Raw genomic sequence first — 25470 nt, forward strand, 5'->3', positions numbered from 1 at the left:
AGGCTTGCAAAGTGCATTTTGCAAGTTGCTATTTGCAAATTGTGTTTTTCGCGATTAGCCGATATCAACTCCCGGAACGTTCACCAGGAAGATACGGATGGCAGAGCCTGAATTCGCGCGGCCGATCGTAACAGTCGACATCGTCTTGCTGACGCTGCACGAAGGACGACTATGCGTGGCTTTGCTGGAACGGTCCGCCGAGCCGTTTGTCGGCGTTCCCGCGCTCATCGGTGGCTATGTGCACACGGATGAGGATGCCGATGCGGAGGCGACAGTGCGGCGCATCCTCAAGGCCAAGGCAGGGCTTGAAGGCATCTTCTTCGAACAGCTCGGCACCTTCGCTTCGGCGCGGCGCGATCCTCGCGACTGGTCGGTATCGATCGCGTATTTTGCGCTGGTCCCGCAGGAAGCGTTGAAGATCGCCGCCAGCCCTCTGGAATTGCGGCCGGTCGAGGCCGCAGGCGAACTGCCCTTCGACCATCAGGAGATCGTCACCGCTGCGCTGGCGCGGCTGCGCGGCAAGGGCGCCTACTCGACCATTCCGGCAAGGCTGCTTCCCGAGGTCTTCACGATGTCGGAACTGCAGGCAATCTATGAAACGGTGATGGGCGAGCAGCTGGACCAAAGCGCCTTTCGCCGCAAGGTCAACGATCTTGATCTGCTCGAAGTGGTCGAGGGCGAAAAACGACAGACCGAGCGGGCCCGGCGACCGACGACGCTCTATCGGCTGAAGACGCCGGTCGCTGTGTTCCATCGAAGAATTTGAGCGGCCAGCGTCCAGCAGGTCACTCAGCCGCAAGCAATGTCTTTCCCGGGGCAAATTGGCAAGCGTAGAAAATCCTCACTGACAGAACGACGCCGGCGATCAGGACAACCACCCCAGCGACTTCGATCGGGGTTGGCCAACGAGCGTGCACGATAAGTCCCCCGAGGACACCGAAGGCTGTTTCCGAAACGATCAGCTGCGCAGCCAGGGCAACGGGCAGGCCCCGTGAGGCAATGTTCCAAGCCCAAACGCCGCCTAGGGTTGCCAGCAGCGCGAAAGATGCACCCCAAACATATAAGGTGCCGGCGGCGCCCCAGCCGAATCCCAGTGCTGGAAGCTGGAAGAGGTCCATTGCGGCACCGATAGGGTAGAAGGCCAGCATCAAGACGCCACCCCCGACCAATATCAGGGCCGACCACACACCGGAGGGCATTTCCGGTCGGGCGGCGAGTGCAGCGTGATTGGCGAGAGCGAACCAGACCCACAGCCCCACGGCAGCGAGCGCCAGCGGCACGCCAACCCACAAGGATCCGACGGAGTTCAATCCCTCAGCCGTGAATGCCGTGCCATTGACGAGGATAAGGCCGACCAGCACCAGCGCCAAAGGCATCATAAGGGATCGCCATGGCAATGATCCCTGACGCTGATTGCCAATGACCATCAATGCGATCGGCACCAGACCGAGAAAGGCCGGAGCGATGACGGGGCCGGCAAAGACGGCTGCTCCCGTCACCGTCAGGAAGTAACCGACATATCCGATGAAGGCGAGCCAGATGGCCTGTAAACAGTTCTGAAGCGTGAGATGGCGCATGACGCGCTTCTCCGAAGCCAGAATGTATAGCCCGACCAGACCCGAGACGAAATGACGGATGAGGGCGAAATCAAAGGTGGAATAGTCACCGATGATGAAGGGCACAACAAAGTTGAGCGAAAAGGCAAAGGCCGCAAACAGAGCGGCTGACACGCCGACATAGAAGAGTCTGTCCATGATGTTCACCCGCTTGACGTTGCGTCACTTAGCCTTCGACCTCGGTGACGCCGGCAGTCGGTTGGCAATCAAGAGACAGCCTTGATCGAATGGGTGAAATTTACTTGCCGAAAGTCCTGGCCGGTACCCGGTGAATATGAGAACCACCCTCTCGCTGCTCATCCATGCCGCTTTTCATCGGCATTCAACCGCCCTTGACGGATGCCCGGGATGGCTTACTCTGCCAAATCATCCTCCGGAGCATCTCCATGACGCACTCCCTGGTCTTCGGCGCCTTTATGGCGGCGCTCTTCTACGTGCTCATTCCGGGACCCGCCTTTCTGCAGCTGCTCGGCATCGGCGCCGGGCAGGGCCGCAAGGCCGGCGCTTTCTTCATGATGGGGCATCTGGTCGGGGACCTCATCTGGTCGTCGCTGGCGCTGATCGCGATCGTCGGCGCGAAGACGATCGGAACCTTCGTCTTCGACCTGCTCGGCCTTGCCTGCGGCTTCTACCTTGCCTGGATCGGCTGGAGCGCCGTCAATGCCAAGCCGAAAGCAGAGGGACAGGCTCTGGTGGTGGTTGAGCGGCCGTTTCGCCGCGGGCTGATCTTCGGCGTCACCAATCCAAAGGGCTATCCCGTGGCGCTCGCCACCTTCACCGCACTGGTCGCGGGTTCGGCCGGGGCGCTTGATTTCGAGGCGTTGCCGATGCTTCTCGGCGTGTCCTTCGTCGGTTTCGTGACGGCCGACATCATCCTGATCGGCGTCATCGGCGCCGGCGCGGTGCGCCGCTTCTATCGCGCGCACGAGCGGCTGATCGTGCGCTGCTCCGGCGTCCTCTTCATGGGGTTTGCCGCCCAGGCACTCTGGCACGCCACACCCGGTCTCATCGGCTGGCGCAGGGCCTGATTTAGAGTTCAGCTATCCAGGAAATTGACGATCGATTTCAGCGTCTGGACTTCATCGGGATCGCCGATCGACATGGCGATCTGTAACTGATTTTTGTAATAATCGAGAAAATTGAAGCTGGTGCCGTCGGTGACGCTGGAGAGATCGATGACGTTGCCGAGCGGATCGATCGCATGCATCGGCAGCGGCTCGGAGATTGCTGCGTAGGTGCTCTGATCGATCAGGCCGCTGTCGAAACTCTGACGCGCGTAATTGCGCAATTCGCCAGCGCTGACCGCGGTGAAATCCGGACCTTCATCACTATTGTCGTCGATCTGGAACGAGGCCGGGGCGGGAACTCTGGTCCCGATTTCAATATCAGAGGTCTTCGAACTTTTTGCGTTATTAGGATTGTTTTTAAATAGCAAACTCTGAGAAGACCGCACAGAAAAAATTTCCATGGCGCATGTTCCCGTACAGGAAGAAACATGGGAAAACTAGCGCCCGCTCGTGATTCGCGTCAATCGTTAACGAATGGTTAATTTTCGCGCGTCAATTTTTGTCCACCAGATTTTGCAGGCGAGGCAAAAGGCCCTTCCCGCATACCAATTCTACGACAGCTCTCCTATATTGACGAACCCGTGCGTGCCAAAAAGGAATTCTCTGATGCCTTCTCCCCATGATTTCAATCCGGCGCTGGTGACTTGGGACGGCCTTCACGGCCTGCCGCGTTTCGATGCTGTCGATGACGGCGATTTCGCCGCGGCGTTCGAAGCGGCGCTTGCCGCCCATGAACAGGAGATCGACGAGATCGCAGGAAATGCTGAGACGCCGACATTCGAGAATACGGTCACGGCGCTGGAGATAGCCGGCGATGCACTGTCACGCGTTTCGGCGCTGTTCTGGAACAAGGCGGGCGCGCATACCAATGATGTGATCCAGGCGCTGGAGCGGGAGATATCGCCGAAGATGTCGCGCCACTATTCGAAGATCGGCATGAATGCCGCGCTCTTTTCCCGCATCGACACGCTTTGGGAGAAACGCGAAAGCCTCGGCCTGACGCTCGAGCAGACGCGCGTGCTGGAGCGCCACTGGAAAGGCTTCGTCAAGTCGGGCGCCAAGCTCGAGAAGGCCGAGCAGGAGAAACTCGCAGCGATCAATGAAAAGCTTGCCGGCCTCGGCACGCAATTCGGCCAGAATGTGCTGGCCGACGAGAAGGCCTGGGCCCTGGTGCTTTCCTCTGGAGCCGAGCTCGACGGGCTGCCGGAATTTTTGCGCGACGCGATGGCCGCAGCTGCGCGCGAACGCGGCGAAGAGGGCAAATATGCGGTGACGCTGTCACGCTCGATCATCGAGCCGTTCCTGACCTTTTCGGAGCGCCGCGACCTGCGCGAGCAGGCTTTCAAGGCGTGGGTTGCGCGCGGCGAAAATGACGGCGAGACGGACAATCGCGCCGTTATCCGAGAAACGCTGGCGCTGCGCCATCAGGTGGCGCGCCTGCTTGGTTACGGCAATTTCGCCGAGCTGAAGCTCGACAACACGATGGCAAAGACGGCGGAGGCGGTGAACGACCTGCTGAAAGCGGTCTGGGCGCGGGCGGTGAAACGCGCCGGTGAGGAGCAGGCCGATATCGCGGCGCTGATCGCAGAGGAGGGGCGTAACCACGAGGTGATGCCCTGGGACTGGCGCCATTACGCCGAAAAGATCCGGGCGCGGAAATTCGATTTCTCCGAGGCCGAGCTCAAGCCCTATCTGCAGCTCGAGAAGATCGTCGAAGCCTGCTTCGACGTGGCCGGCCGGCTGTTCGGAATCCACGCCGTCGAGAAGAAGGGCGTGGCCGCCTATCATCCGGATGTCAGGGTGTTTGAAATCAGGGACCGCGACGACCGGCTGGTCGCGCTCTTCCTCGGCGATTATTTCGCTCGCGGCTCGAAACGATCAGGCGCCTGGATGAGCTCGCTGCAATCGCAGCATAGGCTGGACCTGAAGAACGGCCGCCACGGCGAGCTGCCGATCGTCTACAATGTCTGCAACTTTGCCAAACCCGCCGAGGGCAAGCCGGCGCTGCTGTCGCTCGACGATGCGCGCACGCTGTTCCACGAATTCGGCCACGCGCTGCACGGCATGCTTTCGAATGTCACCTACCCCTCAGTCTCCGGCACCGGCGTTTCCCGTGATTTCGTCGAGCTTCCCTCACAACTCTACGAGCACTGGCTGACGGTACCCGCTATTCTGAAGCGTTATGCCGTGCATGTCGAAACCGGCGAGCCGATGCCGCAGGCGCTGCTCGACAAGGTGCTGGCCGCGCGCACCTTCAATGCCGGCTTCAACACCGTCGAGTTCACCTCGTCGGCCTTGGTCGATATGGCCTTTCACACGCGCCAGGCGGTCGAGGACCCGATGGCTGTGCAGGCCGAGGTGCTGGCTGAGATCGGCATGCCGAAATCGATCGTCATGCGCCATGCGACGCCGCATTTCCAGCATATCTTCTCCGGCGGTTATTCGGCCGGCTATTACTCCTATATGTGGTCGGAGGTGCTCGACGCCGACGCCTTTGCCGCTTTCGAGGAGACGGGAGACGCGTTCAACGGCGATATGGCGCGCAAGCTCAAGGAAAACATCTATTCCGTCGGCGGCTCGGTCGATCCGGAGGATGCCTACAAGGCTTTCCGCGGCAAGCTGCCGAGCCCGGATGCGATGCTGGTCAAAAAGGGACTTTCGACCTTCGAGGAATTGACAGGCAGCGACGCCTAAGACAATTTGATGACACGCTTCGGTGCGGCATGGCGGCGGCCATGCCGCAGCTTTTGCGCGTTCCCCTCTTTCGCAATCGCAAAAAAAACTGTATGGACGCCCCAAACCAATAGGCGCGTCCTCAAGAGCGTGCGCCGCAGCCTCAGAGATTTCACATATGGCACTTCGCAATATCGCGATCATCGCGCACGTTGACCATGGCAAGACGACCCTGGTGGATGAGCTTCTCAAGCAGTCCGGCTCGTTCCGCGAAAATCAGCGTGTCGCTGAACGCGTGATGGACTCGAACGATCTCGAAAAAGAACGCGGCATCACCATTCTCGCCAAGGCAACCTCGGTCGAGTGGAAGGGTGTCCGTATCAACATCGTCGATACCCCCGGCCACGCCGACTTCGGCGGTGAGGTCGAGCGCATTCTCTCTATGGTGGACGGCGCGATCGTTCTCGTCGATGCGTCCGAAGGCCCGATGCCGCAGACCAAGTTCGTCGTCGGCAAGGCGCTGAAGGTTGGCCTTCGCCCGATCGTCGCGATCAACAAGATCGACCGTCCGGACGGCCGCCACGAAGAAGTCATCAACGAGGTCTTCGATCTTTTCGCCAATCTCGACGCGACCGACGAGCAGCTCGACTTCCCGATCCTCTACGGTTCGGGCCGCGACGGCTGGATGAACGTCAATCCGGAAGGGCCGAAGGACGAGGGCCTTGCGCCGCTTCTCGACCTGGTGCTCAAGCATGTTCCAGAGCCGACCGTCCACGAAGGCCCGTTCACGATGATCGGCACGATCCTCGAGGCCAACCCCTTCCTCGGCCGTATCATCACCGGCCGCATCAATTCCGGTTCCATCAAGCCCAACCAGGCGGTAAAGGTTCTTCACGCCGACGGCAAGACGATCGAAACCGGCCGAATCTCCAAGATCCTCGCCTTCCGCGGCATCGAGCGCACGGCGATCGACGAAGCGCATCAGGGCGATATTGTTGCGATCGCCGGCCTTTCCAAGGGCACGGTCGCCGACACCTTCTGCGATCCCTCGATCACCGAGCCGTTGCAGGCGCAGCCGATCGATCCACCGACTGTCACCATGTCCTTCATCGTCAACGACAGCCCGCTGGCAGGCACCGAAGGCGACAAGGTGACCTCGCGCGTCATCCGCGACCGTCTCTTCAAGGAAGCAGAAGGCAACGTCGCCCTGAAGATCGAAGAAGCCGAAGGCAAGGATTCGTTTTACGTGTCCGGCCGCGGCGAACTTCAGCTCGCCGTGCTCATCGAGACCATGCGTCGCGAAGGCTTCGAGCTTGCCGTGTCGCGTCCGCGCGTCGTGATGCACAAGGATGAAAGCGGCCAGCTTCTTGAGCCGATCGAAGAGGTTGTCGTCGACGTCGACGAAGAGCATTCCGGCGTCGTCGTCCAGAAGATGTCCGAGCGCAAGGCCGAAATGGTCGAGCTGCGTCCGTCGGGCGGCAATCGTCTTCGCCTGCGTTTCTACGCACCGACCCGCGGCCTGATCGGCTACCAGTCGGAACTGCTGACGGATACCCGCGGCACGGCGATCATGAACCGCCTGTTCCACGACTACCAACCCTACAAGGGTGTGATCGGCGGACGCGTCAACGGCGTGCTGCTCGCCAACGCTCCCGGCGAAGCCGTCGCCTATGCGATGTTCAACCTCGAAGACCGCGGCCCGATGATCATCGAGCCGGGTGAAAAGGTCTATGCCGGCATGATCATTGGCATTCATACGCGCGACAACGACCTTGAAGTGAATGTCCTGAAGGGCAAGCAGCTGACCAACATCCGCGCCGCCGGCAAGGACGAAGCCGTCAAGCTGACGCCGCCGATCCGCATGACGCTTGATCGTGCTCTTTCCTGGATCCAGGAAGACGAGCTGATGGAAGTGACGCCGAAGAATATTCGTCTGCGCAAGATGTATCTCGACGCAAACGATCGCAAGCGTTTCGAAAAGTCGAAAGCGGCCCTCTGAGAGTAATGCATGTCGCCCGGAAGTGTGCAGCGGTTCCGCGATAACGACATGCATAAACAAAGAGCGTCAAAGCACCCTTTAAGACCCCGGCTTTCGTGCCGGGGTTTTTTATTGTGCGCTGCGCTGATTCCGACTTGTGACAATCGTTAAAAAAGCGTTAAATTTTATCTGTCGTCCACATATCAAGTCTGTGGGCAATCGATCACGATGCGCTGGCTGCATATGGTTAATTGCCTTCGGCGGGACCAGAGTAAACGTTATGAAGACGTTGTCGATCGATGTTCGGCGGGCCGAACCGCACGATGCCCGAGCCATATCGGAAACGCACAGGCTTGCCTGGCAGCACACATACGCAGGCATTATCCCACATCGGGCGCTGACGCAGATGATCGAGCGGCGCGGTGAAAACTGGTGGCGCAAGGCGACGCGCGGACCCGCGACGCTCCTGGTTCTCGATGTCGCCGGAACGGTTGCCGGCTACGCGACGCTCGGCCTCAACCGCGCCCGCGCCTTGCCGCAGGAGGGCGAAATCTACGAGCTCTATCTTCGGCCGGAGTATCAGGGCATCGGCCTCGGCCGGATGCTGTTCGGCGAGGCCCGCCGGCTGCTGAAGTCGCTCGGCTGCAATGGGCTGGTCGTCTGGTGCCTCGAGGAAAACGAGACTGCGGGCCGGTTCTACCGCCATCATGGCGGTGTCGATTTCTGCGAAGGCATGGAAAATTTCGACCACAAGCAGCTGAAGAAGATCGGCTTCATCTGGAACTGACCGGCTTGGTCGGCAATCGCCTGTTTTCTATTCGAAAGTTTCGAGCTCTTTGCGCCGATGCCATCACGCATTGGTGATCTCAAATGTTGCGTTGCGAGATGAAACTGATTATCTGGCTGCGAGAAATTCAACCCCGCGGGAGTTCCTATGCGCATCGACGCCATTTCCATCGGTAATAATCCACCTGAGGACGTCAACGTTATCGTCGAGGTTCCGGTCGGCGGCCATCCCATCAAGTATGAAATGGACAAGGAAGCCGGCACGCTGGTCGTCGATCGTTTCCTCTACACACCGATGACCTATCCGGGCAATTATGGTTTCGTGCCGCACACGCTGTCTGAGGACGGCGACCCGATCGACGTGCTGATCGCCAGCACCCGTCCCCTGGTTCCGGGATGCGTTATCAATGTTCGCCCGATCGGCGTCCTGAAGATGGAAGACAATTCCGGCAAGGACGAGAAGATCATCGCCGTGCCGTCGCCGAAGCTGACGCTGCGCTATGAAAAGGTGAAGGACTTCACCGATCTTCCCGAGATCACGCTGAAGCAGATCGAGCACTTCTTCGAGCACTACAAGGATCTGGAGCCCGGCAAGTGGGTGAAGATCTTTGGCTGGGGCGATTCCAAGGAAGCCGGCCAACTCATCCTCGAAGCTGTCGAGCGCGCGAAGAAGACGAAAGGCTGATTGTTCAGCCTAAAGCGCGTCGCATCAAACTTGATTCATGCGACGCGCTTTAGCTCTTTGTTTTGATGCATGTCGTTATCCCGGAACCGCTGCACACTTCCGGGCGACATGCATTAAAAGCGTTTCAAGCTTTTTTGCCAAATCCTCCGGGTCGCCGTCGATCCGGAGGATTTTTTTGCGCGCGGTATCGCCGGAAACGAGGCTTATGCTGGATTTTGGGATGCGCAGCGATTGGGCGAGCAGAAGGATCAGGGCTTTGTTGGCCTTGCCCTTTTCCGGGACTGATGTGACGCGCGCCTTCAGGTGCGTTTCGCCCTTGCTATCGGCGTCGATGCCATCGATCGCGTCACGCCTGCCATTCGGCGTCAGCCGGACGGCAAGGCGAAGATGATCGTCGAAAAGGCTCCAGGGACGGCTCAAGCGACCAGCGGGTATAGCGTCGTCCAAAGCAAGGTACGCAGGAAGAAAATGATCAGCAGCAGAATGATCGGCGAGATGTCGATGCCGCCAAGGTTCGGCAACCGGCTGCGGATCGGCTTCAGCACCGGCTCGGTGACGTTATACAGGAATGTGCCGACCGAATTGACGAACTGATTGCTGGAGTTGATGACGTTAAAGGCATAGAGCCAGGAAAAAATGGCACTGGCAATCAGGATCCAGGTGTAAATATTCAAAGCCAAATCAATGGTTTGAAACAGCGCAAACATCGTCTTCTCCAATTCGTTGTTGACAGACATGTAGACATTGGCGACTAAACGAGCAAGTGCCGTGTGGGAACACGCGGTGAATCATGTTTAACGGGCGGCCTTGCAGCTATTCCCGAGCCCGTCTCCTCGGAAAACATCCATGTCGTTTTCGCCCACCGGAGACCGTTTTGCCGCGTTCCGGCATTCGTCCTACACGCGGTTCTTCTTCGCCCGCTTCCTGCTGTCCTTCTCGCAGCAGATCGTCAGCGTCGCCGTCGGCTGGCAGATGTACGACCAGACGGGCAAGGCAATCTATCTCGGCCTGATCGGTCTCGTGCAGTTCCTGCCGTCGCTGCTGCTGATGCTCGTCACCGGTTCGGTGGCCGACCGGTACAATCGCCGGGCGATCGCGGCCCTTTGCTCGCTGGTGAGCGCGCTCTGCACGCTGGCGCTGCTGATCATGACGGCAATGGGGACCTTCACGCCCCTGCCGGTTTTCGCCGTGCTTTTGATCTTCGGCATCGAACGCGCCTTCATGTCACCGGCGGTGCAGTCTCTCGCGCCCAACCTCGTGCCGGAGCATGCGCTTTCGAATGCGATCGCCTGGAATTCGTCCTCCTGGCAGCTCGCCGCGATCACCGGGCCGGTGATCGGCGGTCTGCTCTACGGCGTCAGCGCGACGACTGCCTATACGGTGGCGGTGATCTTCTCCATTCTCGGTGCTGCTCTCCTCTTCATGATCCCGAAGCCTGAACAAAAGACGACGGGCGAGGCCAAGAGTTGGGCGATGATCCTCGGCGGTTTCAGTTTCATCCGCGCCGAAAAGGTGGTGCTCGGGGCGATCTCGCTCGATCTCTTTGCCGTGCTGCTCGGCGGCGCGACGGCACTGATGCCGATCTTCGCCCGCGATATCCTGACGCTCGGCCCCTGGGGGCTCGGCCTGCTGCGCGCGGCACCGGGGCTCGGCGCCATCGTCATGGCGATCTTCCTAGCCGCCTATCCGCTCAAACACCGCGCCGGCATCTACATGTTCATCGGTGTTGCCCTGTTCGGTCTGGGAACCATCGTCTTCGGCATGTCGACCAACACCGAAGTCTCGATCGCGGCGCTGGCGCTGATGGGGGCAGCCGACATGGTATCGGTCTATGTGCGCGAGAGCCTGATTGCGCTCTGGACGCCGGATCAGCTGCGCGGCCGCGTCAATGCGGTCAACATGGTCTTCGTCGGCGCTTCGAACGAGCTCGGCGAATTCAGGGCGGGCACCATGGCATCGATCTTCGGCGCGGTGCCGGCAGTTATTATCGGCGGAATCGGGACTTTGGCAGTGGCGGCGATCTGGGCGTCGAGTTTCCCCAAATTGCGCAGAATCGATACGCTCGACGCGCCCAGCACGTGAGATAGCGGGGATCTGCAGTTCTCTACGCGGAAAGTGCGATCGAAGAGGCGGCCTTTGCCGGTTTGCCTTCGAAGACGATATCGAGGAATTCGGTCAACCAGGCTTTCAGCGGCGCGTCAAACAGCATGCGGCCTTCGAGATGTTCGCGGCCCTGCTGGGCGTTCGGCAGGATGAAGCGGTGCGCGCCATGCACCACCCAGCGATGCATCATCGCCCGGGTCAGTTCGGCGTGAAACTGCAGGCCCCAGGCGTTGCCGTCATAGCGGAAGGCCTGGTTCGGATAGGCATCGCCTTCGGCCAGCAGATCGGCACCGTGCGGCAATTCGAAGCCTTCGCGGTGGAAATGATAGACCATCTTCGGCCAATGCATCAGCAGGCGGCCCTTCTCGGTCGGGTGCAGCGGATACCAGCCGATCTCCGTCGAGTCGTCGGCATTCGACTGGACCTTGCCGCCGAGATGACGGACCAGCATCTGCGCGCCGAGGCAGATACCGAGATAGGGACGTTTTTCCCGCAGCGGAACGTCGATCCAGCCGATCTCCTTCTTGACGAAGTCGTCGGGATCATTGGCGCTCATCGGCCCGCCGAAGACGACGGCGCCGGCATGGTCTGCGAGCGTCGCCGGCAGCGGTTCACCGAGAACAGGGCGGCGGATATCGAGGCGGTAGCCCTTTTCGACGAGCAATTGGCCGACACGGCCGGGGCTAGACCGCTCCTGATGCAGGACTATGAGGATCGGGCGCCTGTCGCGGCCCGGCTTTTGCTCAGTCGCTATCATCTTGCGCAACCCGGACATCCGTCACCCTGGCGGCCGCCTCCTGCCGCTTCTGGATTCGCTCGCGCGAGGAGACGCCGAGCAGATCGGCGATACGCCAGATTACATGGTCCTCCATTTCGCTGCGTTCGCCATCGGCATAGACGATGTCCCAGAGAATGCCGATCAGCTCCAGCCGTTGCTCGGTATTGAGGTGGCGTTTCAGGTCGGCGGTGAAGCGATAATAATCGACGGCGGTGCTTTCGGCCTCGAGGCCGGCCGCCATCAGGGCATCCAGCTGCTTGCCGTCGAGCGCGTATTGCTCCTTCAACAGCTTGCGCAGCCGCTTCTTCTCGCTGGCTTTGATCTGACCGTCGGCTTCCATGACCTGCATACAGAGGGCGGCCACTGCGATGCGCGGATCGTCAGGGGCAAAACCTTTCTTGGGGTGGTCGGCGGTGAGCTTCTGGAAGAATGCCTGAAAGCGTTCGAACATGCGGTTTTCGTTCCATTTCAGAAAAGGCGGAGCCGTGTCTTGGGTTCCGGGGCCACCCTGGGATCGCGAACGCCGGGATCATCCGGCAGGCCGCCAAAGAAAGGTTTCGCTTCGCCCGGTGCGGGTGCTTTATCGCTGGCGGGTTCGGCGGGCTTCGGTTTTGCCGGTGCCGGCGTCGGGCGCACAGCCTCGGCGATCGTCGCGGCGCGTTCCAGTTCGATGATGCGATGGTCGTTGACCGGGCTTTCGGGCCTGACGTCGCGCAGCGGCGGCAAGGTCTTCAGGGCGGTTTCGATCGAGGCCGGCGCCGAGCCGTCTTCGAGCGGACCCTCGATCTGGCCGAAGGGCGCCTTCCATTCGAAGGCGTCGAGGCGGCCGGTCACGGGTGACACGGGCAGCCATTTGTCCGACACGAAACCATCAGCGACCCAGGCCGGATCGCGCGGGGCCTTGAGCGCCTGGGCCAGCCAGTGGCGCACGCGGCCCTGGTCTCCGGTCTCGGCTTCTTCGATGTCGGCCAAAAGCAGGAAGGCGGCTTCACGCGGCTGCATGCGGGCGGCGGCTTCCGCCTTGGCGCGGGCCTTGGCGAATTCCTGCGCGTCGAGTGCGGCCTGGGCGACGACGAGAAGGGATTCGACGTTGTTCGGGCGCAGCCCCTCCAGCCGTTCGGCACGCTTCAGCCGGTCGAGGGTGGAATCGCCGCTGCGGGCCCTGACATAGGCCTGACCGATCTCGGGATGCGGTGCCGATTTCCATGCCTGTTCGAGGATCGAGGCGGCCTTGCGCACCCCGCCTTCGCGAAACAGCGCCTTTGCGGCAATGAGGGCTGCCGGAATGAAATCGGCGGCGAGCTTCAGCGCCTGTTGCGCGTCGTCCCGTGCTCCGGCCGGGTTGCCTTCTAGCTTCTCGCCGGCGCGCGCCGTCAAGAGGACCGCATGCAGACGGTTGGCGTCGGCCTTTTCGACGACGCGGGCGGCCTTTTGCTGTTCGAGCAGGCGGATTGCATCGTCCCAGCGGCCGGCCTGGCTGCGATATTCGAGGGTGGCCTGTGCGGCCCAGGGCAGATAAGGCGCGTTGTCGGCAGCCTTCTCGGCATATTGCCGGGCGGCCTCGTTGGCGCCGAGCCGGCGGGCCTCCAGATAGAGACCACGCAGGCCGAGTTCGCGTGTCTCGGGATCGTTGGCCATGGCCTCGAACTTGGCGCGCGCCTCATCATAGCGACCCTCGATCAAGGCGGCCTGAGCCTCGAGCAGGCTGATCAGCGGCTCCTGATCGGCGCGGATGAGGCCGCGCGAGCGGGCGGCCATCTTGCGGGCGAGCAGCGCATTGCCGGCGCCAGCGGCGATCAGGCCGGTCGACAGCGCCTGATAACCGCGGTCTCGCTTGCGGGCACGGAAATACCGCGTCACCGAATGCGGCGAGGTCCAGACCAGGCGGATGAACCACCAGGCGATCATCACGGCGGCGATGAGAGCGATGATCGCGCTGGCAGCGACGATCAGCTTGGTCTGGTAGATCTGGCCCTCCCAGATCAGCGAGAGGTCGCCTGGACGATCAGCGAGCCAGGAGAAGCCATAGGCGAGAAGCAGTACGAAAAGGGCGAAGGCGACAAGGCGGATCAACATGGTCTCATCCCTCCTTGCCGGTGCCGGAAACCGCTTTCGACAGCGCCCCGCCGACCAGTTCCTCGACGCGGATACGCGCTTCGAGCGATTGCTTGAAGGCGGCGGACGCCTGCTTGCCGGGAGCCGGCAGGTTGTTCCATTCGGCGGAAGCAGCTGGCAGATCGCCACTCTTCACCTTGTCCTCCATGCGGGCGGCGATGGCTTCGACGCTGTCGCCCTCGATATTGCCGACGGGACGAACGCTCACCAGCGACTTGGCGCTCGACATCAACCGGTCCGACCAGCTCTCGTTCGGATCCGGCTGGTTGACGGCTTCGACGATCGCCGTGGCGACATCGGGAACCTGACGCATGAGTTCGGCGCGCGAAGGAATGCCGGTTTCGGCAAAGGCTCGGAGGTCGGCAACGGCGGGATCGTCGGGGGCGACGCCGGCGAAAGTATCGAGTTCGGCCAGGAACGGCCCGCCGCGATCGATCGCCGCCTTGAGGGCGGCCGCCGCGATCGCCCGGGCGACGGCAACATCCTCGCGCGGCTCGTTCAGCTTCTTTTCGGCCTCGTCGAGACGTTTGGCGATATCGGCGCCGCTCGTCGTCTGCTGCTCGGAAGACTGGGCCAGGGTGGCACGCAGCTGGTCGACCTGGCCGGTCAGTTCGGCAATCTTCTGGTTGAGTGCCTCGACATTTGCCGAATCGGCCGGTGCGGCGGCTGCGGGCGCCTTGGCAGTCGTTTCCAGCGCGGCGATGCGCTTTTCAAGCGCGCCGTCATCTGTACTCGCCGGATTGGCGGCAAGATTGGCAACGGTCTGTTTCAAGCCATCGATCTCGCCGGAAAGATCGGCGATGTCAGGCGAGGTCGCATGCGGCGCGGAGGAACCCGGGAGATAGCCGGCATATTGAATGGCGCCGGCGCCAAGCAGCGCCACCAGGCCGCCGAATATGCCGGCGGCGATCAGACCGGAGGTGGCGGCGCGCCGCGGTTGTTCGGGAGGCGGCGCGAAGGCAGGCTCCGGGGCTGCCGGCTCCTCCTCCGGCGCATCCGTTGCAGGCTGGTCCTCTTGTTCGGCTGGTTCGTGTTCGGCTTGTTCCTGCTCGGTTCGTGCCTGTTCGAACTGCGGCGCAGCCTCGGTTTCGGGCGTCACGCCGGCATCGGCGGTGCTGTTGTCGGCGTCGCCGACATCCTTCTCAACCGGCTTTTCGGTATCGGCTGCAGAGGCGAAATCCTGTGCTTCGAGGTCGATCGTGACCGGCTCGTCGGCGCTCTTCGAATGGCGTGGCGGGTTTCCCGATACCATGAGGTCCTCTTTATCCTGCATTGCAACGAAACTAGACAGTGATGCCAATTAAGGGAAGAGGTTAGATCAAATTTGGGCGGCTGAAGCATTCAAAGCAGCGACAAAAGACCTTTCTCATCCGGCATCGGCGCAATCGCCGCATTTTTTTCAAAGCCGCCGGGATGGCTTGCGCCACTGCCTCGCTGAGGCAGAGAAGGCGGATTCCGCTTTCCTCCCGCAGGGCCGAACGGAGTTCCGCCACGCCAAAGAAATCGTCGGCCGTCTGCCGGGAGTAGAAGAGAACCGCGTCCGGCCGACCACCCGAAAAAATCGCTTCGATCTCGGCCGGGCCAGGGGCAACCGGCTGCATGCGATAACATTCAGCGACGGAAAAGCCGATGCCGCGTTGGCGCAATCCTGCTTCGAACGTTTCCGCACGCGGCGTGCCGGCAAGGTAGAGCAGGCCATCCGCCGCCTGCGCGCCGACGAGTTCGGCCAGATCGCGGCCATTGCCCTTAGATGAAGCGACCGAGCGGAAGCCGAGGCTGAGCGCTGCCTCCGCCGTCGTCTCTCCAACCGCGAAAAGCGGGCGGGCAAGATGCGGATGAAGTTGCTCACCAAGAGCGGAGAGGACCCTGACAGCTTCGGCGCTGGTCACGGCGATCGCGCCGCGGCTGGCTGCGAGCGCACGTGCGGCCACGGCGCTGTCATGCACCGGTCGGCGCAGCGGCAGCAGCAGCGGCTCATGGCCCATATCGCGCAGACGTTGTGCGGTTTTTTCAGCCGAATGCGCGGGGCGGGTGACGAGCACGCGCATGGCCGCGTCAGTGCCAGTCGTCGAAAAAGGCGTTACCGGCTCTTGCGCGCACGTCCTGGCCGGCCCGCGTGCCGAGTGCGGCCGCATCGCGGCGGTGGCCGTCGGTCGTCACCGCATGCTGGCTGCGGCCGTCGGGGGTGATGATGAGACCGGAGAAGCGGATCAGATCGCCTTCACAGACGGCATAACCGCCGATCGGCGTACGGCAGGAGCCGTCGAGTGCGGCGAGGAAAGCGCGTTCGCAGGAGACAGTGTCGAAGGTCGCCGCATCGTTGACCGGCGCCAGCAGATCGTCGATCTCGGTGTCGCCGATGCGGCTTTCGATGCAGATCGCCCCCTGCGCCGGCGCCGGTGGGAAGGTGTCAGGGTCGAGAATATCTGTGAGAACCTCGACTTTCCCCAGGCGTTTCAGGCCTGCAAGCGCCAGTAAGGTTGCGTCGACCTGGCCTTCTTCGAGCTTGCGCAGGCGTGTTTCCACCAGGCCGCGGAAGGTCACGACATTGATATCGGGCCGCATGCGGCGGATCAGCGCCTGGCGGCGCAGCGACGAGGAGCCGACGGTGGCGCCATGCGGCAGGTCGATCAATTTGCGCGCGGTACGGCCGATGACGGCGTCGCGGATATCCTCGCGCGGCAGATAGGCGGAGAGATGAAGGCCGTCGGGCAGCTTCGTCGGCATGTCCTTGGCGGAGTGGACGGCGAAATCCAGCTCGCCTGATACAAGTTGCTGTTCGAGCTCCTCGGTGAAGAGGCCCTTGCCGCCGATCTCGGCCAGCGACCGGTCGGTGACGCGGTCGCCCTTGGTCGTCAGCACGACGATCTCGAACATCTCCTCGGGCAGATGATGCGCCGCCATCAGCCTGTCGCGGGCCTCATGCGCCTGGGCAAGCGCCAGCGGGCTGCCCCGCGTGCCGATCCGGAAAGGTTTTGTTTGCATCCGCTCAGTTCCGTTGTTACCGGAGTTCTCGTAAACGGGTTTCCATCCCATCGCAATCAACGAACAGGCCTCATGGTTCCCTTTCTGCGCATCCTTGGCATCGAAACGAGCTGCGACGAGACCGCGGCCGCCGTCGTCGAGCGCGATGCGGAGGGAAATGCCAACGTGCTGTCCGATGTTGTGCTGTCCCAGCTCGACGAGCATAGCGCCTATGGCGGCGTGGTGCCGGAGATTGCGGCGCGCGCCCATGTCGAGGCGCTGGACGAGCTGATCGAGGAGGCGCTGAAGCGCGCCAATGTGTCGCTTGATGAAGTCGACGCCATTGCCGCCACGTCCGGGCCAGGACTGATCGGCGGGCTGCTTGTGGGATTGATGACCGGTAAGGCGATCGCGAGAGCCGCCGGCAAACCGCTCTATGCGGTCAACCATCTCGAAGGCCATGCGCTGACGGCGCGGCTGACCGATGGGCTTGCCTTTCCCTATCTGATGCTGCTCGTTTCCGGCGGCCATACCCAGCTGATCCTGGTGCGTGGCGTCGGAGAGTATCAGCGCTGGGGCACGACGATCGACGATGCGCTCGGCGAGGCTTTCGACAAGACGGCAAAGCTGCTCGGTCTGCCCTATACCGGCGGCCCGGCGGTGGAACGGATGGCGCGGGACGGCAATCCCGACCGCTTCGCGTTTCCGCGGCCGTTGGTGGGCGAGGCGCGGCTCGATTTCTCCTTCTCCGGGCTGAAGACGGCGGTGCGGCAGGCGGCACAGGATATCGCCCCGCTCAGCGATCAGGACGTGGCCGATATCTGCGCCTCGTTCCAGAAGGCGATTTCGCGGACGCTGAAGGACCGCATCGGCCGTGGCCTGCAGCGGTTCAAGACGGAATTTGCCTCGACCGATGAGAAGCCCGCCCTCGTCGTTGCCGGCGGTGTCGCCGCCAATCTCGAACTGCGCGGCACGCTGCACGCACTCTGCGACAAGAACGGCTTCCGCTTCATTGCGCCGCCGCTGCACCTCTGCACCGACAATGCCGTGATGATCGCCTGGGCGGGACTGGAGCGCATGGCGACGGGCGCTGCACCGGATCCGCTCGACGTCCAGCCGCGTTCGCGCTGGCCGCTCGATTCCAATGCGGAAACGCTGATCGGTTTTGGAAAGAGAGGGGCCAAGGCATGAGCGAAAACATTGCCGTCGTCGGATCGGGAGCTTTCGGAACGGCCCTCGCCGCCGTCATCGCCCTTGCCGGCCGCAGCGCGGTGACGCTTGTCGGGCGCAATCCGTCGCTGATGGCCGATCTGAAGGCCGAACGGTTGCATGATGCGGCGCTGCCCGGCATATACTTGCCCGATACGCTGGAATTTGCCGCCGAGCCCGAGGCGATCGCCGCCGCCTCCATCGTGCTATTTGCGATGCCGTCGCAGGCGCAGGCCGATGCGGCCCGGCAATACGGCCCCTATCTTTCGAAAGACGCCATCGTCGTCACCTGCGCCAAGGGCATCGAGCGGGCGACCGGCAATCTCTTGACCGACATGCTGGAACGAGAACTGCCCGACCATCCCATCGCCGTGCTCTCCGGCCCGGGTTTTGCGGCCGATATCGCCAAGGGCCTGCCGACGGCGATGGCGATTGCGGCTGAGGATGTGGAGATCGCCGAACGACTCGCCCTGGCGATTTCCGGCCGGACCTTCCGGCTCTATGCCTCCAGCGACCGCATCGGCGTGCAACTTGGCGGCGCGCTGAAGAACGTGCTGGCGATCGCCTGCGGCATCGTCGAAGGCGGCGGCCTCGGCGACTCCGCCCGTGCGGCGCTGATTGCGCGCGGGCTTGCGGAAATGTCGCGCTTCGTCGTCGCCAAGGGCGGGCAGGCCGACACCGTGCGCGGGCTTTCCGGTCTCGGCGATCTGGTGCTGACGGCAACGAGCCATCAATCGCGAAACCTGCGCTTCGGCATAGCGCTCGGGCGCGGCGAAAAGGTCGATCCGCTGCAGGGCGCGCTGGTGGAAGGCGCGCTTGCCGCCTCCGTCGCCTCGCGGCTCGCCGCGGAGCTTGGGGTCAGCATGCCGATCACCGACGCCGTTTCCGCCATCATCGACGGCAGGCTCGACATATCAGAGGCGATCGAGCAGCTGATGACGCGCCCAATCACCACCGAATAGGAGACAGACATGCTTTTCGCCCTTCTCTGCAAGGACAAGCCGGGCCATCTGAATGTGCGCATGGAAACCAGGCCGACGCATCTTGAGTATCTGAACGGGCTGAACGCCGAGGGCACGCTGAAGATCGCCGGCCCGTTTCTCGATGATGAGGGCAAGGCCTGCGGCAGCCTGATTATCGTCGAAGCTGAGACGAAGGAGGCGGCGCGGGCGCTTGCCGATGCCGATCCTTATGCCAAGGCCGGCTTGTTCGAAAGCGTCGACGTCAAGGCCTACAACTGGGTCTTCAACAAGCCGGAGGCGTGAGGCATGGCGCACTGGCTCTATAAATCAGAACCTGCCTCCTGGTCCTGGGAGCAGCAGAAGGCCGCCGGCGAAAAGGGCACGGAATGGACCGGCGTTCGCAACTATCTGGCGCGCAATAACATGCGGGCGATGCAGATCGGCGACAAGGGCTTCTTCTACCATTCCAATGACGGTCTGGAGATCGTCGGGATCGTCGAAGTCTCAGCCCTGTCGCAGCCGGATTCGACCGCCAAGGGCGATCCGAAGTGGGATTGCGTCCACATTCGCGCCGTCATGGACATGCCGAAGCCGGTGACGCTGAAGGATGTCAAGGCGAGCGAAAAGCTCGCTAAGATGTCGCTCGTCACCTCCATGCGGCTTTCCGTGCAGCCGGTGACGGATGACGAATGGGCCGAAGTCTGCCGCATGGGCGGGCTAGATAATCCGCCGCGTTGAAGACTGATCCGGAAGCCTTCATCCGCGCCAATACCAGCGTGATGGCGCCGCCGCACGTGCCGGAGATCTTGCTCCATCTGGCAAGCGAAGCGCATGAGCTCTGGCTGAAGACGGAGGAGGAGCTGGAGGCGATCGGTCTACCGCCGCCCTTCTGGGCTTTTGCCTGGGCGGGCGGCCAGGGACTGGCGCGCTATATCCTTGATCATCCGGAGATGGTGCGCGGCAAGCGCGTGCTGGATTTCGCCAGCGGCTCCGGCCTCGTCGGCATTGCGGCCGCGATGGCCGGTGCCCTGAAGGTGACGGCCGCCGATATCGATCCCTGGACGGAGAGCGCGATCCGGCTGAATGCCGCGGCCAACGGCGTTGCGCTCGGGTTTGCCGGCGCCGATCTGATCGGCAAACCCGTCGATGCGGATATCGTGCTTGCCGGCGACGTCTTCTACGACCGCGCTTTTGCCGATGCGCTCATTCCCTGGTTCTCGAGGTTGGCGGAGGGCGGTAAGCCGGTGCTGGTTGGGGATCCCGGCCGCAGCTACCTGCCTCGGGATCGATTAGAATTCTGCGCGGATTACGAGGTGCCGGTGACGCGTGCGCTCGAAGACAGCGAAATCAAGAACACGACGGTGTGGCGGTTTCTAACTAAGGCCGGATGACGCAGACATTGGCCTCGTAGGCGCAAGGGTCGTCCTGGACGGCGACGTCGATGACCTTCGCCTTTGGGGCCAGCGGCTGAGGCCGCGGCGCGGGATAGAAACCGTAGCCGGCTCCGCCGACATAGGTTCCGCCATCGACCTGATAGACATAGGAAGAGCCGGCATAGTTATCGCCGCCGTCCCCGCCCCGTGCCGGAGGCAATACGACGACGAGGCTGCCGCGGGTCACCCGCTCTGTTGCCGCCGACGAAAACTGCTTCAAGAACGGCATCCGCTCTCTGCCGTGCCGGCGGCCATAGCTTGACGAAACGGATGCCGCGATCGCGCCAGTTTGCCCGTTCGCCGAGAAACAATCCGTTGTGAAAGGCGTGGCGATGGCCAACGAAGCGTTGATCGGGGAAGCGACGATCAAGACGGCGCTCGCCGGCGGCGGCAGGCAGTGCTGCAAGCGCGGCGAGTGAAAGCAGGGTGACTGCGCATAGACTGCGAAACATGGACGCCGGCCTCCGGAATTCCGATCGTTAACAAATCGTTAACGCCAGATTGCGCCAAAAGCGGCAGCTTGTCCATGCAACTCGCGAGAACGACATAATTATTGAGCCGAAAACACAAGTTTCGTTAGCCTGCAAATTTCATGGTAACCCCAATCGATTAAATTAAGGCAAGATAGCGATTGTGCTTGTCGTCGGCGTTTCCGGTGATTAAACGTCGCAATTGATGCAACGCACACAGAGAATTTGTCATTCGTGTGGTTGACTGAGCATGCTCCGAAATCCGGGAGCGCAGAGAAGCCGCCGCGAGGTTCTGATGGCGAACGTGACAAATAACCGGCCTCTATCGCCGCATTTGCAGATTTACAAACCTATTCCCACAATGGTCATGTCCATCGTCCACCGCATTACCGGTGGCGCGCTCTACGTCGGGACGCTGCTCGTCGCCTGGTGGCTGATCGCAGCGGCAAGCGGCCAGGGCTCCTACGACTGGGCCAGTTGGGTGCTCGGCAGCCTTCTCGGCAAGCTGGTGCTGCTCGGCTATACCTGGGCGCTGCTGCACCACATGCTCGGCGGCTTCCGCCACTTCATGTGGGATCTCGGCTACGGCTTCGAGAAGGAATTCTCGACCAAGCTCGCCATTGCCAACATCATCGGGTCGCTCTGTCTGACCGTGCTGGTCTGGGTGATCGGCTTCCTCATTCGCTTCTGAAGGTCCTCTCATGGATATGCGCACCCCCCTCGGCAAGGTTCGCGGGCTCGGCTCCGCCAAGGACGGCACGGACCATTTCTGGCGCCAGCGTCTGACGGCCGTCGCCAATGTTCCGCTCATCCTTTTCTTCCTTTTCTTCATGATCGCCTATGCCGGCGCGCCCTATGCGGATGTGGTGCGTGCGCTGTCGAACCCTTTCGTCGCGGTCGTCATGGGGCTGATGGTGATTTCAGGCGTCATCCACATGAAGCTCGGCATGCAGGTGATCATCGAGGATTACGTGCACGGCGAGTTTGGCAAGATCGCTCTGCTGATGCTGAATACGTTCTTTGCGATCCTGATCGCCGGCCTCTGTCTCTTCGCCATTCTGAAAATCGCATTCGTAGGATAAGCTCGATATGGCACCGACTTCACCCGCCCAGAACGACAAGGCCTACAAATATGTCGATCATTCCTACGACGTGATCGTCGTCGGCGCTGGCGGCGCCGGCTTGCGCGCCACGCTCGGGATGGCCGAGCAGGGTTTTCGCACGGCCTGCATCACCAAGGTATTCCCGACCCGCTCGCATACGGTCGCGGCGCAGGGCGGTATTGCCGCCTCGCTGCGCAACATGACGCCCGACAGCTGGCAGTGGCACCTCTACGACACCGTCAAGGGCTCCGACTGGCTCGGCGACGTCGACGCCATGCAGTATCTCACCATGGAAGCGCCGAAGGCGGTCTACGAGCTCGAGCATTACGGCGTGCCGTTCTCGCGCAATGACGAAGGCAAGATCTACCAGCGCCCGTTCGGCGGCCATATGCAGAATTACGGCGAAGGCCCGCCGGTGCAGCGCACCTGTGCCGTTGCCGACCGCACCGGCCACGCTATCCTACACACGCTTTACGGCCAGTCGCTGCGCCACAATGCCGAATTCTTCATCGAGTATTTCGCGCTCGACCTGATCATGTCGGAAGACGGCAGCCGCTGCACCGGCGTCGTCGCCTGGTGCCTCGACGACGGCACGATCCACCGCTTCGCCGCCAAGATGGTGGTGCTGGCGACCGGCGGCTACGGCCGCGCCTATTTCTCGGCAACCTCAGCCCATACCTGCACCGGCGACGGCGGCGGCATGGTGGCGCGCGCCGGCCTGCCGCTGCAGGACATGGAATTCGTCCAGTTCCACCCGACCGGCATCTACGGTTCGGGCTGTCTGATCACCGAAGGCGCACGCGGCGAAGGTGGCTACCTGGTCAACTCCGAGGGTGAGCGCTTCATGGAGCGTTACGCGCCGTCGGCCAAGGACCTTGCCTCGCGTGACGTCGTTTCGCGCTGCATGACGCTTGAGATCCGTGAAGGCCGCGGCGTCGGCAAGAACAAAGACCATATCTTCCTGCATCTCGACCATCTCGATCCGGCCGTGCTGCACGAGCGGCTGCCGGGGATTTCCGAGAGCGCCAAGATCTTTGCCGGCGTCGACGTCACGCGCGAGCCGATCCCGGTTCTGCCGACCGTTCATTACAATATGGGCGGCATTCCGACGAATTACTGGGGCGAAGTGCTGAACGCCGACGGCGCCAATCCGGAACGGATCATCCCCGGGCTGATGGCCGTGGGCGAAGCCGGCTGCGCCTCGGTGCACGGCGCCAACCGCCTCGGCTCCAACTCGCTGATCGACCTCGTGGTCTTCGGCCGCGCCGCGGCGATCCGCGCCGGCGAGGTGATCGACCGCGCAGCGCCGATCCCACATCTCAATGTCTCAGCCTGCGACAAGATCATGGACCGTTTCGACGGCTTGCGTCACGCCAGCGGCAACACGCCGACGGCGGAACTGCGTGAGAAGATGCAGCGCGCCATGCAGGAAGACGCAGCCGTCTTCCGCACGCAGGAATCGCTGGAATCCGGCTGCCGGCGCATCTCGGCGATCTGGCAGGAAATGCGTGATATCAAGGTCACCGACCGCTCGATGATCTGGAACTCGGATCTGGTCGAGACGCTCGAACTGCAGAACCTGATGGCCAACGCCATCACGACGATCTACGGCGCCGAGGCCCGCAAGGAGAGTCGCGGTTCACATGCCCGCGAGGACTATACCGAGGGCGCATTCGCCGGCCGCGACGACGTCAACTGGCGCAAGCATACGCTTGCCTGGGTCAGCGAGGCAGGTGACGTGAAACTCGACTACAGGCCTGTTCACACCGACCTCATCGCGGAAGGCATCGATCCGCACAAGATCGAGCCCAAGGCTCGCGTGTACTGATCTCAAGAGGAACCGGACATGGTTGAACTCGCTCTCCCCAAGAATTCTCAGATGCGCGAAGGTAAGGTCTGGCCGAAGCCGGCGGGTGCCAAAAACACCCGCGAATTCCGCGTCTATCGTTGGAGTCCGGATGACGGGCAGAACCCGTCGATCGATACGTTCTACATCGACGTCGACGATTGCGGCCCGATGGTGCTCGACGGCCTGCTCTATATCAAGAACAAGATTGACCCGACGCTGACGCTGCGCCGGTCCTGTCGCGAGGGCATCTGCGGCTCCTGCGCGATGAATATCGACGGCACGAACACGCTCGCCTGCACCAAGGGCCTCGACGATATCACCGGCGCGGTGAAGATCTATCCGTTACCGCATTTGCCTGTCGTCAAGGATCTGGTGCCTGATCTCACCAACTTCTATGCTCAGCATCGTTCGATCGAGCCCTGGCTGAAGACGGTGTCGCCGGCGCCCGCCAAGGAGTGGAAGCAGAGCCATGAGGACCGGCAGAAGCTCGACGGCCTTTATGAATGCATCCTCTGCGCCTGCTGCTCGACTTCCTGTCCGAGTTACTGGTGGAACGGCGACCGCTATCTCGGTCCGGCCGTTCTGCTGCAGGCCTATCGCTGGCTGATCGACTCCAGAGACGAGGCGACCGGTGAACGTCTCGACAATCTCGAGGATCCGTTCCGCCTGTATCGCTGCCACACGATCATGAATTGTGCGCAGACCTGCCCGAAGGGCCTCAACCCAGCCAAGGCGATCGCCGAAATCAAGAAGATGATGGTCGAGCGCCGGGTCTGATCAGCACATGCATGCCGATGGTTGAAGAGACGCAGGCCAGGTCGCGCAGCGCCTGAATGCTGGTGCGATCCGGCGGCGCGCGCTGAAGCGCTTTCTCAGGACTTGCGGGAATTCGACCGGGGTCCGGGCATAGATCAGCACGCACAACACCTTGCTGACAAATTCTATGTGCAGGAAGTTTTGCAGCGGGACAGTTGAACTGTATCGTTTTTCGGTTAGTTGTTGTCACGGGCAATTTATGCCGTCTGACTTGATTAACCAAAGCGAGTTACGATAATCGGACTTGTCTCACGCCCGTTTCTCTGCGGCGCTAGCCGAAATCAGGAGTATGATGATGCAGTTGCGATATGCGATGACAGGTCTGGTGGTGGCTCTCGCTCTAGCCGGTTGTCAGCGTACGGCATATGATTACAACTCAGGCCCGAATGCCGGGCCGGCGCCGTTGACGGCGCAGCCGGTTCCCTCGGTTCAGGGTGGGCAGCTTCCGCCGGTCAACAACTCGCAGTTCCCCGCGGCGCCGGCATCGACGGCACCGATGCCGGGCGCGCAGGCCGGCGCCATGGCTGCGAATGCGCTCGATGTCACCAAGGAATCGATGGTCGGAAGCTGGCGCGTCAATGGCAGCTGCGACATGTTCCTGACGCTCACCAATCTCGGCAGCGGTTCGCGCGGCGGCACACGTGGCTGCGTCGGCGAGCTGACGGCGATGGGCTCTTGGGAGGTTGCCGGCAAGCAGGTGCTGCTCAAGGACCGCTCGGGCAATCAGCTCGGCAGCGTCTACAAGACGGCCGACAACCGCTTCGAGGGCCAGACCAGCACGGGCCAGCAGATCAGCCTCAGCCGGTAACAAGTACCGGCGCGGTAACAAGTGCCGGCGCGGTAACGATCCGGCGGGCCCGGCC

Annotated in this window: 26 protein-coding genes and 2 pseudogenes; 17 read left to right on the forward strand and 11 right to left on the reverse strand. The window is 62.0% G+C overall.

The features are described from left to right. Positions 1-97 precede the first annotated feature (97 nt). Entirely contained in the window at positions 98-766 is a 669-nt protein-coding gene (locus ACS4RS_RS08980; protein ID WP_439011253.1) for an NrtR DNA-binding winged helix domain-containing protein, read from the forward strand. Positions 767-785: 19 nt separating this feature from the next. Here ACS4RS_RS08980 and ACS4RS_RS08985 read toward each other — a convergent pair whose 3' ends face one another. Beyond that, a complete protein-coding gene (locus ACS4RS_RS08985) occupies positions 786-1754 on the reverse strand; it encodes an EamA/RhaT family transporter (RefSeq protein ID WP_449313969.1) in 969 nt (322 codons plus the stop codon). A gap of 248 nt (positions 1755-2002) precedes the next feature. On the opposite strand from ACS4RS_RS08985, the gene ACS4RS_RS08990 reads away from it, so the two are divergent. Next, on the forward strand, positions 2003-2644 hold the full coding sequence (locus ACS4RS_RS08990) for a LysE family transporter (RefSeq protein ID WP_439011252.1): 642 nt from the start codon (positions 2003-2005) through the stop codon (positions 2642-2644). Between the two features lie 8 nt (positions 2645-2652). Here the strand turns inward: ACS4RS_RS08990 and ACS4RS_RS08995 are convergent, their stop codons facing one another. After that, entirely contained in the window at positions 2653-3084 is a 432-nt protein-coding gene (locus ACS4RS_RS08995; protein WP_439011251.1) for a hypothetical protein, read from the reverse strand. A 205-nt stretch (positions 3085-3289) separates the two neighbouring features. Between ACS4RS_RS08995 and ACS4RS_RS09000 the strand changes: the two genes are divergently transcribed. The 4 genes from ACS4RS_RS09000 (at position 3290) to ppa (ending at position 8805) form a co-directional block, all read left to right on the forward strand. Further along, entirely contained in the window at positions 3290-5377 is a 2088-nt protein-coding gene (locus ACS4RS_RS09000; protein WP_439011250.1) for a M3 family metallopeptidase, read from the forward strand. Between the two features lie 157 nt (positions 5378-5534). Next, entirely contained in the window at positions 5535-7355 is a 1821-nt protein-coding gene (gene typA, locus ACS4RS_RS09005) for a translational GTPase TypA (protein ID WP_449313951.1), read from the forward strand. 259 nt (positions 7356-7614) lie between these two features. Beyond that, on the forward strand, positions 7615-8121 hold the full coding sequence (locus tag ACS4RS_RS09010; RefSeq protein WP_003582861.1) for a GNAT family N-acetyltransferase: 507 nt from the start codon (positions 7615-7617) through the stop codon (positions 8119-8121). 147 nt (positions 8122-8268) lie between these two features. Beyond that, positions 8269-8805: an inorganic diphosphatase gene (ppa, locus tag ACS4RS_RS09015; RefSeq protein ID WP_439011248.1), complete on the forward strand. Its 537-nt coding sequence runs from the start codon at positions 8269-8271 to the stop codon at positions 8803-8805. A 75-nt stretch (positions 8806-8880) separates the two neighbouring features. On the opposite strand, the gene ACS4RS_RS09020 is transcribed toward ppa, so the two are convergent. Further along, on the reverse strand, positions 8881-9225 hold the full coding sequence (locus ACS4RS_RS09020; protein ID WP_439011247.1) for a DUF167 domain-containing protein: 345 nt from the start codon (positions 9223-9225) through the stop codon (positions 8881-8883). Next, complete coding sequence (locus ACS4RS_RS09025; protein ID WP_003543619.1) at positions 9222-9512, reverse strand: YggT family protein; 291 nt, start codon at positions 9510-9512, stop codon at positions 9222-9224. The genes ACS4RS_RS09020 and ACS4RS_RS09025 overlap by 4 nt, the downstream gene beginning before the upstream one ends. A gap of 139 nt (positions 9513-9651) precedes the next feature. On the opposite strand from ACS4RS_RS09025, the gene ACS4RS_RS09030 reads away from it, so the two are divergent. Further along, positions 9652-10887 carry an MFS transporter gene (locus ACS4RS_RS09030; RefSeq protein WP_439011246.1) on the forward strand — a complete coding sequence of 412 codons (1236 nt, stop codon included), beginning with the start codon at positions 9652-9654 and terminating at the stop codon, positions 10885-10887. Between the two features lie 22 nt (positions 10888-10909). On the opposite strand, the gene ACS4RS_RS09035 is transcribed toward ACS4RS_RS09030, so the two are convergent. The 6 genes and pseudogenes from ACS4RS_RS09035 to hemC all read right to left on the reverse strand — a co-directional run bounded on the left by ACS4RS_RS09035 (position 10910) and on the right by hemC (position 16786). Beyond that, entirely contained in the window at positions 10910-11683 is a 774-nt protein-coding gene (locus ACS4RS_RS09035) for a glutamine amidotransferase (RefSeq protein ID WP_439011245.1), read from the reverse strand. Next, complete coding sequence (locus tag ACS4RS_RS09040) at positions 11652-12137, reverse strand: tellurite resistance TerB family protein (protein ID WP_003589787.1); 486 nt, start codon at positions 12135-12137, stop codon at positions 11652-11654. The genes ACS4RS_RS09035 and ACS4RS_RS09040 overlap by 32 nt, the downstream gene beginning before the upstream one ends. Before the next feature lie 17 nt (positions 12138-12154). Further along, positions 12155-13762 (reverse strand): heme biosynthesis protein HemY, encoded by a 1608-nt coding sequence (locus ACS4RS_RS09045; RefSeq protein ID WP_439011244.1) that lies wholly within the window; start codon positions 13760-13762, stop codon positions 12155-12157. 4 nt (positions 13763-13766) lie between these two features. Further along, on the reverse strand, positions 13767-15074 hold the full coding sequence (locus ACS4RS_RS09050; protein WP_439011243.1) for a COG4223 family protein: 1308 nt from the start codon (positions 15072-15074) through the stop codon (positions 13767-13769). 68 nt (positions 15075-15142) lie between these two features. Continuing rightward, a pseudogene (locus ACS4RS_RS09055) lies at positions 15143-15849 on the reverse strand (uroporphyrinogen-III synthase). Between the two features lie 7 nt (positions 15850-15856). After that, entirely contained in the window at positions 15857-16786 is a 930-nt protein-coding gene (hemC, locus tag ACS4RS_RS09060) for a hydroxymethylbilane synthase (RefSeq protein WP_439011241.1), read from the reverse strand. Positions 16787-16858: 72 nt separating this feature from the next. Here hemC and tsaD point away from each other — a divergent pair, with 72 nt between their 5' ends. From tsaD to ACS4RS_RS09085, 5 genes are read left to right on the forward strand one after another with little or no spacing between them, the layout of a single operon-like run. Next, positions 16859-17956 (forward strand): tRNA (adenosine(37)-N6)-threonylcarbamoyltransferase complex transferase subunit TsaD, encoded by a 1098-nt coding sequence (gene tsaD, locus ACS4RS_RS09065; protein ID WP_439011240.1) that lies wholly within the window; start codon positions 16859-16861, stop codon positions 17954-17956. Next, positions 17953-18936, forward strand: coding sequence for an NAD(P)H-dependent glycerol-3-phosphate dehydrogenase (locus ACS4RS_RS09070; RefSeq protein WP_439011239.1), 984 nt, complete (start codon positions 17953-17955; stop codon positions 18934-18936). The genes tsaD and ACS4RS_RS09070 overlap by 4 nt, the downstream gene beginning before the upstream one ends. A gap of 9 nt (positions 18937-18945) precedes the next feature. Then, a complete protein-coding gene (locus tag ACS4RS_RS09075) occupies positions 18946-19239 on the forward strand; it encodes a YciI-like protein (protein ID WP_003589799.1) in 294 nt (97 codons plus the stop codon). A 3-nt stretch (positions 19240-19242) separates the two neighbouring features. After that, positions 19243-19674 carry an EVE domain-containing protein gene (locus ACS4RS_RS09080; protein ID WP_049733437.1) on the forward strand — a complete coding sequence of 144 codons (432 nt, stop codon included), beginning with the start codon at positions 19243-19245 and terminating at the stop codon, positions 19672-19674. Beyond that, positions 19671-20327: a 50S ribosomal protein L11 methyltransferase gene (locus ACS4RS_RS09085; protein WP_439011238.1), complete on the forward strand. Its 657-nt coding sequence runs from the start codon at positions 19671-19673 to the stop codon at positions 20325-20327. Before ACS4RS_RS09080 ends, ACS4RS_RS09085 begins: the two co-directional genes overlap by 4 nt. Here the strand turns inward: ACS4RS_RS09085 and ACS4RS_RS09090 are convergent. After that, positions 20314-20821: pseudogene (locus tag ACS4RS_RS09090) on the reverse strand (hypothetical protein). The gene ACS4RS_RS09085 and the pseudogene ACS4RS_RS09090 sit on opposite strands and share 14 nt — an antisense overlap. A 313-nt stretch (positions 20822-21134) precedes the next feature. On the opposite strand from ACS4RS_RS09090, the gene sdhC reads away from it, so the two are divergent. From sdhC to ACS4RS_RS09115, 5 genes are all read left to right on the forward strand, one after another. After that, positions 21135-21530: a succinate dehydrogenase, cytochrome b556 subunit gene (gene sdhC / locus ACS4RS_RS09095; protein WP_439011236.1), complete on the forward strand. Its 396-nt coding sequence runs from the start codon at positions 21135-21137 to the stop codon at positions 21528-21530. A gap of 10 nt (positions 21531-21540) precedes the next feature. Further along, positions 21541-21921, forward strand: a complete 381-nt coding sequence (gene sdhD, locus ACS4RS_RS09100) for a succinate dehydrogenase, hydrophobic membrane anchor protein (RefSeq protein WP_003567272.1) — start codon at positions 21541-21543, stop codon at positions 21919-21921. 7 nt (positions 21922-21928) lie between these two features. Then, the gene (sdhA, locus tag ACS4RS_RS09105) at positions 21929-23770 is read left to right on the forward strand and encodes a succinate dehydrogenase flavoprotein subunit (RefSeq protein WP_439011235.1); all 1842 of its coding nucleotides are present in this window, start codon (positions 21929-21931) and stop codon (positions 23768-23770) included. 18 nt (positions 23771-23788) lie between these two features. Continuing rightward, positions 23789-24568: a succinate dehydrogenase iron-sulfur subunit gene (locus ACS4RS_RS09110; protein ID WP_003589808.1), complete on the forward strand. Its 780-nt coding sequence runs from the start codon at positions 23789-23791 to the stop codon at positions 24566-24568. Positions 24569-24902: 334 nt separating this feature from the next. Continuing rightward, the gene (locus ACS4RS_RS09115; RefSeq protein ID WP_439011234.1) at positions 24903-25415 is read left to right on the forward strand and encodes a protease inhibitor Inh/omp19 family protein; all 513 of its coding nucleotides are present in this window, start codon (positions 24903-24905) and stop codon (positions 25413-25415) included. The last annotated feature ends 55 nt before the right edge of the window (positions 25416-25470 follow it).

The sequence above is a fragment of the Rhizobium sp. F40D2 genome (assembly GCF_051810745.2).
Lineage (GTDB): Bacteria > Pseudomonadota > Alphaproteobacteria > Rhizobiales > Rhizobiaceae > Rhizobium.

What these genes read in the sequence shown, in the direction of transcription:
- ACS4RS_RS08980 (WP_439011253.1), top strand. Translation starts at nt 98, where the DNA reads ATGGCAGAGCCTGAATTCGCGCGGCCGATCGTAACAGTCGACATCGTC.
- ACS4RS_RS09030 (WP_439011246.1), top strand. Translation starts at nt 9,652, where the DNA reads ATGTCGTTTTCGCCCACCGGAGACCGTTTTGCCGCGTTCCGGCATTCG.
- ACS4RS_RS09070 (WP_439011239.1), top strand. Translation starts at nt 17,953, where the DNA reads ATGAGCGAAAACATTGCCGTCGTCGGATCGGGAGCTTTCGGAACGGCC.
- ACS4RS_RS08990 (WP_439011252.1), top strand. Translation starts at nt 2,003, where the DNA reads ATGACGCACTCCCTGGTCTTCGGCGCCTTTATGGCGGCGCTCTTCTAC.
- ACS4RS_RS09040 (WP_003589787.1), bottom strand. Translation starts at nt 12,137, where the DNA reads ATGTTCGAACGCTTTCAGGCATTCTTCCAGAAGCTCACCGCCGACCAC.
- ACS4RS_RS09075 (WP_003589799.1), top strand. Translation starts at nt 18,946, where the DNA reads ATGCTTTTCGCCCTTCTCTGCAAGGACAAGCCGGGCCATCTGAATGTG.
- ACS4RS_RS08985 (WP_449313969.1), bottom strand. Translation starts at nt 1,754, where the DNA reads ATGGACAGACTCTTCTATGTCGGCGTGTCAGCCGCTCTGTTTGCGGCC.
- ACS4RS_RS09110 (WP_003589808.1), top strand. Translation starts at nt 23,789, where the DNA reads ATGGTTGAACTCGCTCTCCCCAAGAATTCTCAGATGCGCGAAGGTAAG.
- ACS4RS_RS09045 (WP_439011244.1), bottom strand. Translation starts at nt 13,762, where the DNA reads ATGTTGATCCGCCTTGTCGCCTTCGCCCTTTTCGTACTGCTTCTCGCC.
- hemC (WP_439011241.1), bottom strand. Translation starts at nt 16,786, where the DNA reads ATGCAAACAAAACCTTTCCGGATCGGCACGCGGGGCAGCCCGCTGGCG.
- ACS4RS_RS09050 (WP_439011243.1), bottom strand. Translation starts at nt 15,074, where the DNA reads ATGCAGGATAAAGAGGACCTCATGGTATCGGGAAACCCGCCACGCCAT.
- ACS4RS_RS09115 (WP_439011234.1), top strand. Translation starts at nt 24,903, where the DNA reads ATGCAGTTGCGATATGCGATGACAGGTCTGGTGGTGGCTCTCGCTCTA.
- ACS4RS_RS09010 (WP_003582861.1), top strand. Translation starts at nt 7,615, where the DNA reads ATGAAGACGTTGTCGATCGATGTTCGGCGGGCCGAACCGCACGATGCC.
- sdhC (WP_439011236.1), top strand. Translation starts at nt 21,135, where the DNA reads ATGGCGAACGTGACAAATAACCGGCCTCTATCGCCGCATTTGCAGATT.
- ACS4RS_RS09000 (WP_439011250.1), top strand. Translation starts at nt 3,290, where the DNA reads ATGCCTTCTCCCCATGATTTCAATCCGGCGCTGGTGACTTGGGACGGC.
- ACS4RS_RS09080 (WP_049733437.1), top strand. Translation starts at nt 19,243, where the DNA reads ATGGCGCACTGGCTCTATAAATCAGAACCTGCCTCCTGGTCCTGGGAG.
- tsaD (WP_439011240.1), top strand. Translation starts at nt 16,859, where the DNA reads ATGGTTCCCTTTCTGCGCATCCTTGGCATCGAAACGAGCTGCGACGAG.
- ppa (WP_439011248.1), top strand. Translation starts at nt 8,269, where the DNA reads ATGCGCATCGACGCCATTTCCATCGGTAATAATCCACCTGAGGACGTC.
- sdhA (WP_439011235.1), top strand. Translation starts at nt 21,929, where the DNA reads ATGGCACCGACTTCACCCGCCCAGAACGACAAGGCCTACAAATATGTC.
- ACS4RS_RS08995 (WP_439011251.1), bottom strand. Translation starts at nt 3,084, where the DNA reads ATGGAAATTTTTTCTGTGCGGTCTTCTCAGAGTTTGCTATTTAAAAAC.
- ACS4RS_RS09025 (WP_003543619.1), bottom strand. Translation starts at nt 9,512, where the DNA reads ATGTTTGCGCTGTTTCAAACCATTGATTTGGCTTTGAATATTTACACC.
- ACS4RS_RS09035 (WP_439011245.1), bottom strand. Translation starts at nt 11,683, where the DNA reads ATGTCCGGGTTGCGCAAGATGATAGCGACTGAGCAAAAGCCGGGCCGC.
- typA (WP_449313951.1), top strand. Translation starts at nt 5,535, where the DNA reads ATGGCACTTCGCAATATCGCGATCATCGCGCACGTTGACCATGGCAAG.
- sdhD (WP_003567272.1), top strand. Translation starts at nt 21,541, where the DNA reads ATGGATATGCGCACCCCCCTCGGCAAGGTTCGCGGGCTCGGCTCCGCC.